The 12,959-nt window shown below is 47.2% G+C and carries 13 protein-coding genes; 9 read left to right on the top strand and 4 right to left on the bottom strand.

Annotated features, from left to right (window positions below):
- Positions 1-46: 46 nt before the first annotated feature.
- Positions 47-526, bottom strand: a complete 480-nt coding sequence (locus BC443_RS18630) for an aldehyde dehydrogenase (RefSeq protein ID WP_139284304.1) — start codon at positions 524-526, stop codon at positions 47-49.
- Here BC443_RS18630 and BC443_RS11780 point away from each other — a divergent pair.
- From BC443_RS11780 to BC443_RS11750, 9 genes are all read left to right on the top strand, one after another.
- Positions 512-1,990 carry an aldehyde dehydrogenase gene (locus tag BC443_RS11780; protein WP_071232041.1) on the top strand — a complete coding sequence of 493 codons (1,479 nt, stop codon included), beginning with the start codon at positions 512-514 and terminating at the stop codon, positions 1,988-1,990. The genes BC443_RS18630 and BC443_RS11780 overlap by 15 nt on opposite strands.
- A gap of 65 nt (positions 1,991-2,055) precedes the next feature.
- Positions 2,056-3,504 (top strand): FAD-dependent oxidoreductase, encoded by a 1,449-nt coding sequence (locus tag BC443_RS18290; protein ID WP_083387365.1) that lies wholly within the window; start codon positions 2,056-2,058, stop codon positions 3,502-3,504.
- 47 nt (positions 3,505-3,551) lie between these two features.
- Positions 3,552-4,592, top strand: coding sequence for a C4-dicarboxylate TRAP transporter substrate-binding protein (locus tag BC443_RS11775; RefSeq protein WP_083387364.1), 1,041 nt, complete (start codon positions 3,552-3,554; stop codon positions 4,590-4,592).
- Positions 4,585-5,190, top strand: a complete 606-nt coding sequence (locus BC443_RS18285; protein WP_170835877.1) for a TRAP transporter small permease — start codon at positions 4,585-4,587, stop codon at positions 5,188-5,190. The genes BC443_RS11775 and BC443_RS18285 overlap by 8 nt, the downstream gene beginning before the upstream one ends.
- A gap of 14 nt (positions 5,191-5,204) precedes the next feature.
- Positions 5,205-6,518, top strand: coding sequence for a TRAP transporter large permease subunit (locus BC443_RS11770; protein ID WP_071232039.1), 1,314 nt, complete (start codon positions 5,205-5,207; stop codon positions 6,516-6,518).
- 9 nt (positions 6,519-6,527) lie between these two features.
- Positions 6,528-7,619: an NADH:flavin oxidoreductase/NADH oxidase gene (locus BC443_RS18280; protein ID WP_083387362.1), complete on the top strand. Its 1,092-nt coding sequence runs from the start codon at positions 6,528-6,530 to the stop codon at positions 7,617-7,619.
- A 33-nt stretch (positions 7,620-7,652) separates the two neighbouring features.
- The gene (locus tag BC443_RS18275; RefSeq protein ID WP_210766285.1) at positions 7,653-8,477 is read left to right on the top strand and encodes an N-acyl homoserine lactonase family protein; all 825 of its coding nucleotides are present in this window, start codon (positions 7,653-7,655) and stop codon (positions 8,475-8,477) included.
- Positions 8,478-8,489: 12 nt separating this feature from the next.
- The gene (locus BC443_RS18270; RefSeq protein ID WP_210766284.1) at positions 8,490-9,638 is read left to right on the top strand and encodes an iron-containing alcohol dehydrogenase; all 1,149 of its coding nucleotides are present in this window, start codon (positions 8,490-8,492) and stop codon (positions 9,636-9,638) included.
- 422 nt (positions 9,639-10,060) lie between these two features.
- Positions 10,061-10,924 carry an MBL fold metallo-hydrolase gene (locus BC443_RS11750; protein ID WP_071232035.1) on the top strand — a complete coding sequence of 288 codons (864 nt, stop codon included), beginning with the start codon at positions 10,061-10,063 and terminating at the stop codon, positions 10,922-10,924.
- Here the strand turns inward: BC443_RS11750 and BC443_RS18265 are convergent.
- The 3 genes from BC443_RS18265 to BC443_RS18260 form a co-directional block, all read right to left on the bottom strand.
- Positions 10,921-11,874 carry a LysR family transcriptional regulator gene (locus BC443_RS18265; protein WP_083387361.1) on the bottom strand — a complete coding sequence of 318 codons (954 nt, stop codon included), beginning with the start codon at positions 11,872-11,874 and terminating at the stop codon, positions 10,921-10,923. The genes BC443_RS11750 and BC443_RS18265 overlap by 4 nt on opposite strands.
- Positions 11,875-11,931: 57 nt before the next feature.
- Complete coding sequence (locus tag BC443_RS18625) at positions 11,932-12,420, bottom strand: hypothetical protein (protein WP_139284303.1); 489 nt, start codon at positions 12,418-12,420, stop codon at positions 11,932-11,934.
- Positions 12,421-12,672: 252 nt separating this feature from the next.
- Positions 12,673-12,959, bottom strand: a 287-nt coding sequence (locus BC443_RS18260) for an integrase core domain-containing protein (RefSeq protein ID WP_247643276.1), incomplete at its 5' end; no start/stop codon positions are given.

Below are 12,959 nucleotides of genomic sequence, written 5' to 3'. Positions count from 1 at the left end.
AGAGATGGCGATAGCAGTAAGTCATGGCAACACCGTACCTGATGGCTCACGTGTTGCACTTGGTCATTGAGACCGCCATGCCTTCAGCTCTTACTAGGATCTCATAACGGGCATAAGGGGGGAGAGAAGAGTTTTCGAAGGCCAATCGTGCAGCAGAGACTGCGCTATTAACCTGCATCTCGCTAGCGATACCAAATGGAGCGATAGCTTTGCCATTATACTTATCTACAACGAGGCTGGTTTTGGACGCTTCTATCCACTCCCCAGCGATGAATAATTTTCCGTAATTCATCGAGTTTTCTTCTCTGTTCAATATAAGTTGATGCGGCGGTAGCCCATAGCCCCTGTAGAAGGCTTTGGGCAAAGTGTGGGGTATATGGAAAAATATAAAATAGATATTTGGTCTAATGTATTCCAATTGGTCAAGCTCAGTTTCTGGAATGTCAATTGACTGAGCGGGAAGCTTGAAAGACGATGAAAAAGCACCTTGCAAAGCACCTAAGGAACAGAAATGAAAAATTACCAACTGTTTATCAACAACGAGTATGTAGACCCGGTAGAGAAAGAGTGGTTTGACAGTCTCGATCCGTTTTCAGGTGAGCCTTGGGCCAAGATTCCTCGCGCTCGCCAGGCAGACGTAGATCGGGCCGTGGCAGCAGCAAAAAGTGCGCTGGATGGCGACTGGGGTCGTCTGTCAGCGAGCGAGCGAGGTGCACTGCTATACAAGGTAGGCGCTCTCATCGAAAAAAACTCAGAACGGCTAGCCGAAGTAGAAAGCCGGGATAACGGCAAGCTGATGAGCGAGGTCCTAGGTCAGGTAAAGTATGTCGCAAAATACTTTTATTATTACGCCGGCTTGGCGGACAAGATTGAAGGCTCCGTAGTACCGATTGATAAGCCGAAGGTTTTCAATTACGTAAAGTATGAACCAATGGGGGTCATCGCCAGCATTACTCCCTGGAACTCATCTTTGCTGTTAACAGCTTGGAAAGCGGCTCCAGCTCTGTGTGCAGGGAATACGATGGTATGTAAGCCCTCAGAATTCACCTCAGCCTCGCTCTATGATTTAGCAGAACTTTTCACAGAAGCGGGGATTCCCGCTGGAGTATTTAATGTGATCTCGGGTTTTGCTATGGAGGCGGGCGACCCTTTAGTGCGGCATCCGGATGTTGCGCGTGTAGCCTTCACAGGTGGTGATGATGGAGGACGAAAAGTATATTCAGCTGCGGCTGATGGGCTGAAGCGTGTATCTCTTGAGCTCGGAGGGAAATCGCCAAATATAGTCTTCGATGATGCCAATTTAGACAATGCAGTTAATGGGGTCATAACTGGCATTTTCTCAGCAGGAGGGCAGACTTGCATGGCTGGGTCACGCCTACTCCTTCAAGAAAGCATCCATGACGAATTAGTCGAGAGGCTTGTTGAAATTACGAAATCAGCAAAGATCGGAGATCCCTCTGATAGCTCAACGCAGATCGGTCCGGTTGCGACTGAGCCCCAGTTCCAAAAAGTTCTCTCTTATATAAATATCGCAAAGGAAGAGGGAGCTCGCTGCGTCGCTGGTGGTAATCGGCTTTCAGGTGGAGAGTACGGTTGCGGTCAGTTTGTCGAGCCGACAGTTTTTGTCGATGTCACTAATGATATGCGGATAGCACAGGAAGAAGTATTCGGCCCCGTCCTTTCAGTGATCAAGTTTAAGGACGAGGAAGATGCCCTACGCATTGGCAATGATATTCGGTTCGGCCTTGCAGCGGGTGTTTGGACTTCAAGCCTACATCGCGCAATGTTGATGGCTGATAAGCTAAAGGCTGGAACGGTTTGGATTAATAACTATCGTTCAACTAGCTATACTACACCATTCGGTGGTTTCAAGCATAGCGGAATAGGCCGTGAAGGCGGTATCGAAGCCGTGAAAGAATATTTAGAAGCCAAGAGTGTTTGGATATCTTCTGATTTAGAAATGCCTAGCCCCTTCATTAGAAAGTATTAATTGCAAGATCTTGGCCAACTGTAAATTTATTGATTGGCCAGATAACCCTCAACATGGGAGGAATTATGAAGCACGGCGAGGTGCATAGCGATATCGTTATCGTAGGCTGCGGAATATCGGGTTTGTCAGCTGCAGTTTCTGCAATGGAGGCGGGGGCCAGTGTTACGGTCTTGGAACGTGCTCCCAAGGAGGACAGGGGGGGAAACACTCGCTGGACAGAGGCAAACCTGCGTATGAAAAATGTGCAGGAAGTAGCGGATGATTTTGAGAGCCACTTCGCAGAAAATGCAGGTCATCACTTAGACCCAGAGCTTATAAAGATAACTGGAAAAGCTTATGATGACTGGGACTCGATCATAAAAGCGCACCCCTTCACTGATCCGGAACTGATATCAACCTTTGCAGAAGAGGCTGGGCCGACGCTGGAATGGCTGCGATCTTATGGTATCCGTTTCGATTCCATGCCTGGTTACTTTATTACTACAAGCACCTCGCGTATTGTACCGCTCGGCGGTGGGTTGGCCGTAGTAGAAACTCTCGCCGATTGGGTAGAGAAGAATGGCGGAAGTATCCGCTACGAAACTACGGCTACAAGCCTTTGCCTAGATGATGATGGTATAGTTTGCGGCGTTAGGGCCCGGGGACCGGAGGGAACACTTATCATTCGTGCTCCCAAAGTTATTCTTGCTAGCGGCGGTTTCCAGGGAAATTATGAAATGCAGGCCCGCTACATAGGACCCAGGTCTCGTTATATTCGCCCTGTTGCGCGAGGTGGTTATTATGACCGTGGCGAAGGCATAGAAATGGCCTTGCGAGCGGGCGCGGCTGGTGGCGGCGACTTTACGAGTTTTCATGCCGAACCGATTGACCCGCGATCAGGCGCACCTGAACCGATAGTGTTAGTTTTTAATTACGGTATCCTTGTTAACCAACAAGCAAAGCGGTTTGTAGATGAAGCCCCTGCTAGCGTAGACGCAACTTATGAAGCTATAGCAAGAGAAATACTCAATCAACCGCAAGGCATTGCTTACGTCATACTTGACAATAAAATTAATGACGTTCCGAATTGGCAGCGCTCAGTACGTTCCGATCAACCTCCGATTACAGCGTCAAGCCTTACGGAACTAGCCGAAAAGCTTGATGTTGATCCGGTGGAACTCTCTACTACGGTCGAGAACTATAATAAAGCTTGTAATGAAGGTGAATTTGACCCCTTATTTCCTGATAACCTCCAGACCGCGCCAGGTTATTTGCCGACCAAGAAGAACTGGGCAAGGAGAATCGATTGCGCTCCGTTTATGGCTTACCCGATTATTTGCGGAAATTGCTTCACTTTTGGCGGGCTCAAAGTAAATAGTCGAAGCGAAGTGCTTGATGGAGACGGACGGCCTATTCAAGGGCTCTATGGGGTAGGAGAGGTAATAGGCATGTATCAGGGAACCTACACAGGCGCTACCTCTGTACTGCGGGGAGGAGTATTTGGAAGAATAGCTGGGCGCAATGCTGTAAGTTAATAATAAAAATACAACAACGTCAGTCGCTTCTATGTGAGGAATGAGTAATGAATATAAAGTGCGCATTCAAAGAAGGCTTGGTTTTTGGTTCTTTGCTTGTCTCTAGTACATTGTCAGTGGCAAGTGAAGGCATACCCGAGACTACACTACGCTGGGCCCATTTTTCGGCAGAAGCATGGGGATCATCCCAAGCTGATAAACTCTTTGCTGAAGAATTAGAAAAGCGGACAGATGGCAAAGTTGATGCTCGGTTTTATTGGTCAGGAGCAATGGGGGGAGGCAACGAGCTGCTTGAACTTACAGCTAATGGAGCAGTAGATGTAGGTAGCTTTGTCCCAGCCTATTATCCGGGACAAATGCCGCTTATGAGTCTTGTAAATAGCTTGCCTTTAACTTGGGATGATCCCATTCTAGCGATGGAGACACAAAAATATCTCGCCGAGAATAACTCCTATGTTAAGGACGAGCTAGAGGAGAATAATTTACATCCTATCCTCTTTCACGGGCTTCCACCCTATCGCTTGCAATGTACGGAGCCTGTTCGTTCTATCGAAGATATTGAAGGTTTGCGGGTACGAACCTTCGGTGAATGGCCTCCCATCATGTTCGAGAAGCTTGGGGCCGTACCAGTTAATATAGCTATGACTGAAGTCTATGAAGGTCTGCAACGTGGTAGCCTTGACTGTTCTTACCTCTCTATTGAGGGGGCAGGTTTCCTTAAGATTGCTGAAGTTGCACCATATTGGAGCGATATCAATCTCGGTGCTATTGCCGCGTTTACAAGCTTTGTAAGCAAGGATACTTATGAATCCTGGTCACCTGAGTTCAAGCAAATTCTCGATGAGGCAGCCGATGTTGCGGAAGCCTATGAGAAAGAGGAATTCGCAAAGCTTGAGCAGCAGACTCTAGAATCTGCACAAGAGACAGGAGTAGAAATTGTCCACTTTGAAGATCAAGATAAGTTGGATGAAGCCGTACCCAACCTACTTGATGCTTGGGAAGAGGACATGTGTGAAAACGGACAGTGTGAAGCAGCTAAAAGTGTAGTTGCCGATATAAGAAAATTTATGGATTCTAATGATGAATGAGAATAAGACACCCCTTAAGGCGTCCTATTCTGCCAATGCCCCGCAGCACTGTCGCGGGGCTAGGCTACTGCTGGCCTTAAATAACGTAGTTATTAAGCTGTCCAACATTATGCTATGTGTATCTGGGCTTAGTGTTGTTGTCATATTAATCATAGGTGCAGCAGATACCGTGGGACGTGCGTTCTGGAACAAGCCAGTGGTAGGCGCCGTCGAGATCAGCGAAGCGTTACTCGCTGTTTCAATATTTTCTGCCCTTGCCTATGCACAGAAGCAAGGAAGCCATGTAGCTGTAGATATCTTTAGTAGCAACTATGGACCACGGCTGGCACGCTGGGCGAGGAAGTTAATTCTCACCGTAACATTGGTGGTGCTGGGCTTTCTTTTATGGCGCACAGGTATCACAGCCTATGAAGGATGGCTAAATAACGAAGTGTCCGCTGGTCTATTCCGAGTGCCAATCTGGCTTGCAAAAATAGTAGCCGCAGCTGGCTTACTTGTCGCCTGCATGGAGTGTGTACGTGAATTAATGTGGGCTATGGCACAGAAATTAGATAGTTCTAATAAGCATTCTGTCGGTGCGACGGATATCGAAAATTAAACAATGGATGGCTTATGATGGATCCCACTCTAGTAGCCACGTTCAGTATATTCGTCATGCTCGGGCTGATGGCGCTCGGCATTCCGGTAGCTGTTGCAATGCTACTGGTTTCGGGCACCGGAATGATGCTGGCCGTTGGGCCAAACTATACTCTAACAACATTTCAAACACTGCCATACAATACCGCAGCTAACTATACGTTTGCTGCTATACCCATGTTCGTTATGATGGGATTAATCGCGGGTTCTACTGGCATTGTTAAAGATATTTATCAAGCAGCAAATATGTGGCTTGCCAAAGTTCGCGGTGGGCTTTATATGGCTACAGTCATTGCCGCGGCAGGATTTGGCGCCGTTAACGGATCGACTATCGTTGGGGCTGCGCTGTTTACACGCATTGCACTGCCAGAGATGATTGCTCTCGGCTACAATAAAGGGGCGGGGATCGGGTGTATTATTGGGGCTGGCACTTTTGCAGCTATGATTCCACCTTCCATAACAATCGTCCTCTACGGTGTGCTGACTAGCGAGTCCATTGGCCAGCTATTAATGGCGGGTATCGTACCTGGTATTTTAACCGGTGTTGTTTACCTGCTAGGCATTGCTGTCTTGGCACGTGCCAAGCCTAGCTGGACACCACCGCCAGTCAAAAAATACCCACTTAGGGAGCGCCTGAGAAGTCTGAAGGGTGTTTGGCCTATTGGATTTGTTTCTTTCTTGGTAATTGGCGGTATTTATTCTGGCCTTGTTTCACCTTCCGCTGCAGGGGCAATTGGCGCTTTCGGTGTGCTTCTCGTCGGTTTGGTGTTACGCCGCTTAAGCAAGAGCGAGCTAGTTAGTAATGTGGCTGATGCCGCTCTTATTACTGCTGCCTTGTTTTTCATTGTTATGGGTGGGACAGCCTTTTCTCGCCTGCTCCTTGTGACCGGGTTCATTGATGTCCTTCTGGAGTTTGTCAATAACCATGGATTCGAGCCTTGGATGGTCATTCTGTCTTTAGTTGGCATTTACATTGTGCTTGGCATGCTTATGGATCCAATTTCAATGATGGTGATGACGGTTCCCATCGTTCATCCTCTTGTAGAGGGACTTGGATACGATCCAATCTGGTTTGCGATTGTTATGGTCAAACTAATCGAGCTGTCCTGTATGACACCTCCTGTTGGAATTAATCTTTTTGCTGCAATTAGCGCAGCGAACGGTCAAGTGGCGACTAAAGAAGTTTATTTTGGCGTACTCCCGTTTGTAGTTCTTGAGCTAATAGTTCTTGCGCTTTTGCTCTCTTTGCCAGAGATTACCTTGTTGCTCCCTAAAATAATGATGGGCTAGGAATTATATATGGGTAACTTTTTATTTAAACCTTATAAGATGCGAGAATTGCTAATCGACAATAGGATCGTTGTATCTCCTATGGCCCAGTATTCTGCCGATAATGAAGGGCGTGCTGGGGACTGGCATTTCATGCACTTGGTCAATTTGGCGGTTTCAGGCGCGGGACTACTCATTCTTGAAGCAACGGCCGTCGAGCCCCGTGGGCGTGTTAGCCCTAACTGCCTAGGGCTCTGGTCAGATACACACATTCCCAGACTGCAAAGGATTATCGAGTTCGCGCGTTGCCATGGCACCACCAAATTAGGTATTCAGCTAGCTCACGCTGGACGCAAGGCCTCGGTCTGTCCACCTTGGCTTGGAGGAAAGGGGCTCTTACCCGATGAGGGCGGGTGGGAACTCATCGGAGCATCGGACTTGCCTTACCCTGGAAGGCCTACCCCATTGCCACTAGACGATGCCGGGCTATTGGAAATCAAGCAGCGCTATATAGAGGCGGCCATGCGAGCAGAGAAACTCGGGTTTGACCTAATCGAGTTACATTGTGCTCATGGGTATTTGCTTAATTCTTTCCTCTCGCCTCTTAGCAATAGCAGGAATGATAAATATGGTGGCGACATTGAGGGACGGATGCGCTATCCACTAGAGGTCTTTCGAGCGGTCCGCGCTGTTTGGCCAGAACATAAGCCGCTTGGAGTGAGGATATCGGCTACCGATTGGGTGCAGGGCGGCTGGGATACTAAAGACTCGGTCATCTTCGCTCGCGAACTTAAAGAGCTTGGGTGTGATTATATCGCTACGTCTAGCGGGGGGATCTCTCCCGATCAGAAAATAACTGTTTATTCGGGCTATCAAGTACCCTTTGCCGAACAAGTCCGTCACGAAGCTGGCGTCCCCACAATGGCCATGGGACATATTATGCATGGTCCGCAAGCTAACGAGATCCTTTCCCTAGGCCAAGCTGATCTTATAGCTATTGGGCGAGGCATGACCTATAACCCTCGCTGGGCTTGGCATGCCGCTGAGGCCTTAGAAGCTGAAGTTAGTTTCCCTCCGCAGTACGCGAGAAGCTCGCCCTCCCTGCGAAAATTGCCACGGTGAGCGGCTGAGCTACTAATTTATGGAGGATGCGCAGTGCCTTATGAACTTTACGCCATACGCTATGCAACTAATCAAGAGCGATTGAGGCACCAGAACTTTATAGGAATGAAAGCAGATCCTCATGATGCGGCATTACCGATGGATTTCTTCGTCTGGCTCGCGGTAGGACACGACCGTACAGTATTAATCGATACCGGCTGTAATGAACAGACCTGTAGGAAACGAGGCCATGAATTCTTACGTTGTCCGACAGATGGGCTACGCAGCGTCGGTGTTGAGCCGCATGAAGTAGATACTGTTATTGTCACCCATTTGCATTGGGATCATGCAGGCAACTTCGATAAATTTCCTAACGCGGTATTTCATGCCTGCCCCGTCGAAATTCAACATGCTGTTGGTCCATGCATGTGCAACTCCTTCATGAAAACAGCTTATGATGTGGAACATGTCTGTTCATTTGTACGGTTGCTATATGAGAGGCGCGTTGTTTACCACCGTGGTGTGAAAGAAGTCGCCCCTGGGCTATATATCCATGAGACTGGCGGACACACACCCGGCCTTCAGTTTGTTACCGTACCGACTAAGCGAGGTCGCGTCGCGATTGCTTCGGATGCGATGCATTATCTCGATAACATGTTCCTGGAACGACCTTTTCCAGTAGTCCATGATGTGCCTTCCTATTTTGCTGGGATCGATGCGGTCAGGGCGGCTGCAGACAGCGTAGAACATATTGTGCCGGGACATGATCCGGCTGTTATGAGAGCTTATCCGGCTGTTTCGTCTATGACTCAAGGCATTGCTATACGCCTTGATGTAATGCCCAACCTTGCTTTAGAAGCAAATCATTCTCCACATTGAGGTGACTAGGCTATGCAAAATTATTATTGTCCTACAAAAATTCTAATGGGGGCCGGTGTTCATGCTCAGGCGGCACAAATAGTAAAGATGCTCGGGGCAGAGCGGGTACTGATTATAGCTGACGGAGCCTTACTGGAAAGTGAAGTCTTTTCTGGTATTACTCAGGTATTGGATGAGGATAATATTGGTTGGGCCTTGTTTACGGAAGTAGAGCAGGACCCGAGCGATACAACAGTAGAGAAAGCGCTTGCCGTCTGCCAAGATAATAAGTCATCAGCACTAATCGCTCTTGGTGGGGGTAGTGCTATTGATGTTGCAAAAGCAGTAGGCATCTTGATGACGAATGGAGGTAGAATTCATGATTATGAAGGTATTCGTAAATTTGAGGTAAAGCCGTTACCGCTCGTGGCTGTGCCAACCACCGCGGGGACTGGTTCAGAAGTTTCGGGCTCCTGTGTCATAACTGATTCTACACGTCATCTGAAGATGTCTATCCGCCATGCAGAGCTAAATCCGGCTTCAGTTGCTCTTCTTGACCCTTTGGCAGTAAAGACGTTACCAGCACATGTTGCCATGCATGCAGGTATGGACGCATTCGTTCATGCTTTCGAGTCTTATATCTCACTTAACGCCAATCCTATTACGGATGCGATGAATTTGCATGCGCTGGAATTACTGTCTAGTAATTTGCTGCCATTCGTTGCGAATCGGTCAAATGAGGAAGCCGCACTGAATATGCTGTGTAGTTCCTCTCTTGCTGGCATGGCCTTTGGCATTACCGGCCTTGGTAATGTACATTGTATTTCCCGCTTTATTGGCGCTTATTTTCATTTGTCGCATGGCCTTTCCAATGCGCTCTGTCTTCCTCACGTTGCAGAATTTAATCGTATTGCTGTGCAGGAAAAGTATGCTCGGCTGGCAGAAACCTTCGGTTGCGACGTGCGTGGATTACCAGTCAGAGATGCTGCGGTTCATACGGTTCGGTTCATTCAGCAGCTCTGCGCGGACCTTGATGTTCCACCGCGCCTGAGGGAGGTTGGCGTGCAAAAAGAGAAGTTTGAAGAAATTGCTAAGCTTTGCCTGGAAGCAAATTATAATCGATGGAACCCGCGCTATACTAGCCAAGCAGATTTTCTTCGAACTTTAAATGAAGCTTACTGAATCTAAGATATGTTGTAAATAAGCAACCGTTGAATAATAATTAAGGTTTTAAACATGCCGAATGTAACGATTTTTGCCTCGGACAAGTGTGCATTGAATAAAAGTTCCATCGATGGGTTTATGAAGGAGTGCACCAATATATGCACCGGAACATTGCAAGCCGAAATTGATAAAGTTCACATTATATTCGTTGATGTCTTAGGCTTTACCGGCAGAGAAGCATACATTGAGGTGAAATATAGAGAGAATGATTTACGTACTCCTGAGTTAATGCGGCAATTTATGAATTTGTTGGATGAAACCTTTAACCGTTTTTTTTTACAGCAACCTAGAATACGATGTTTTTCTTATTCTAGTGAAAATATATTTGCTAGAAATTAAAGGTTTTTTAGAGCCGCGTACTAACTTTGTGGAGAGCCAAGATGAAACAGGTTGCCAGTGTTTATCATAGGAAGGTTGGAAACATTCTAGTAAGCGCCATTTGCGATGGTTATCTTGATACTTCTTATGGCATATTTCAAGGTATTACCCCACAAGAAGGCGAAAAGCTGATGGCCGATGCTTGCTTGCTTTCGCCTCCGCGTATCTCGGTCAATGCGTATTTGGTTAGATGCCAAGGCCGCGTCGCACTGATAGAGACCGGCTCCGGCAATAGCATGGGGCTGACACTTGGCTACCTAGCAGATAATATAAGAGCGGCGGGCCTTGCTCTAGAGGATATAGAAAAGGTACTGTTGACGCATATGCACCCTGATCATTCTAATGGCTTGACTACGGATGAGGGCGCACGTATCTATCCCAATGCTGAAATTGCTTTGCATGAAGATGAGTTTCGCCATTGGACAAGCGATGCTGAGATGGCGCGTGTTGAGCTACGCAAGCAAGATCGATATTTCCGCGCTGCGCGTAAGCATCTTCAAGCATACAAAGATCAACTATCGCTTTTTACAGAGGGCGAGGTCTTTCCTGGCGTTATGGCCATGCCTATAGCTGGGCACACCCCCGGGCACACGGCTTACCTTATCGCCTCCGGTAATGATGCGCTCATGATCTGGGGGGACCTCGTCCATGTACCGAATATACAACTGACACGACCAGATGTAACATTAGATTTTGATAGCGATCCTCAGGCTGCTTGTACAACGCGCAAGCGCATACTGGATATGGTTGCTGCTGATCAATTGCTAGTCGGCGGAATGCATCTCGATTTCCCCGGCTTTGGCCATATTTCTCGGGAGGGTGCAGGCTACCGATTCCATCCCGAGCCTTGGAAACCATTGATTTAAAGAGCGAGTGTAGGCCTGGAAATAGGTCGACGAGTAGATTGAAGGTTTTCTGCGTTGCGCTCCTGCATGAACAGGTGCGCTTCCTGCATTATCCAGTCTATAAATAGGTTCAGGGCTGTAGGCAGTGACTCGCTTTCAGGAAAAATGAGGGTATATGTCTTTTCATTTTTTAGTACGTAGGGAGATGGTTGAACCAGCTCTCCTGACTCAAGTTCAGGTTCAACATAAAATTTTGGAACGAGCCCAACTCCCATTCCGGAGCGCACAGCTTCTATTATATTTGCGTAGGAGTCATAACGTGGCCCAGATGCTGGGTTTGAATGTCTAATATGGGTTTGGGAAAACCAGCGCTTCCATGCATCATCACGGCTAGCCTTATGTAATAACGCAATTTTTAAGACGTTATCGTGCCATGATAAGGCATCAAAATGCTTCGGGCTAATCACAGTTATCAGCTCCTCACTGAAAAGAGTCTGCTGTCGTAGCTCGGCCCATTTTGGGTCTTCAAAATGGATCGCTGCGTCGAATTCGGACTCTTGAAGATTAGCAGGATCTACCTGTCCAATAATATTTATTGTTATATCGTTATTAACGCAGCAGAAGTTGTTTAGACGAGGCAATAGCCATTTATTTGAGAAGGTAGGTAGTACCGCTATTCTTAGTTCTTTTCGCTCTTTATCATAACCTATGATTGACTTTGTCTCTTTTTCGAGATCATCAAGTATTTTACATACTTCTATCGAGTAGTTGTAGCCAGCTCTGCTTAAGACAACACGACCATGTGCCCGATCAAATAATTTTATACCTAAATAGTCCTCTAGCTTAGTGATTTGTTTGCTAACTGCGCTTTCTGTTAGACATAGCTCATTCGCGGCGCGTGATACCCCCCCCAAGCGAGCAACGGCTTCGAAGGTGATCAGTGCGGTTGTGCTTGGAATGCACCGTTTCATTCATTATCTCCGTTTTTTCATAGCGCGAATCATATTTTTTGCTCTGCTGATTTATTGTTATAAAACAGCTGTTCGCTTTGCTTGGTTGGTTTCTTTAATGCATTGGATTTGATTTTCGATATACTTTTCTTGGGTTAAGTATGTTTTGTATGCTACCGCTAACGAAGCCGCAAGGTCAGGGCGAAGGTCGTTCAACTTAAGCGCAGCTTGGCCCTCTGGGATGCTGCTAATTATATGCACGGGAGTTGAAAATATTTTTTCGGCTATCTCTATAGCAAGGCCCAGCTGTTTTGCTGTATAATTTTCATGTGCTGAGGTTTTTATTTTCCTTTCTTCTCTATGAATGGGGGCAATTACACGTATATCCGCAGTTAGGTTGGAAAGCATCCTTATTATTTTATTTTTTTTAAATTCTGGAGGAATCATCAGTATAATGTTTATAGTGGCATAAGAATTTCCTGTGTCGTAGTAATTGAGCTGCTCCCCATTGTAATTAGATAGCGTTCTTAACTCCGGTTTTGATATTGCCATCATTTCTATACACATTGCTAGCTCGCTGTATTTATTAAAAGAGTGTAGCTTTTCTTTTATTTTCGAGGGTGACGCCAATTAGTATATAGGCAATTGGTCTAAGTGGCCTTTATCCTAGGGTTTCACGGTGTAGCAGGATTTTGCTAACTCTCTATGCTGCAGTGCATAGAGAAGGAGGGTAACAAGAGGGTGCGAACTCTTCACCGGTACTAATCGCTGCTCAAGGATGAAAGAATATTTGTAATGACCTAGCGGTTTCTGCACAGGTCAGGCCGCTAATTCGCACGCACGGGCGTACGCTTCAGCTGGCGTTTTCATGCCCAGCGCCTGATGAGGGCGCCGGTGGTTGTAAAACTGGACCCAGTCCCCGATCACGCGCATGGCATGCTGCAACGTCTCGAAGCGATGACGATGCACGCACTGCTCTTTCAGCGTTCGTATCAGGCTCTCGACCATGCCATTTTGCTGCGGGCAGTGGTGTAATGACCCCCTGGTTTCTGCACACCCTACGCGGCTAATGCCGGGTGTGCTCGGGGTGCCACATAGTCCAGAGA

This window comes from Salinicola sp. MIT1003 (assembly GCF_001858555.1).
GTDB lineage: Bacteria > Pseudomonadota > Gammaproteobacteria > Pseudomonadales > Halomonadaceae > Salinicola > Salinicola salarius.
Note: the sequence above shows the minus strand (reverse complement) of the source record. Positions and strands in the feature narration are given on the sequence as shown.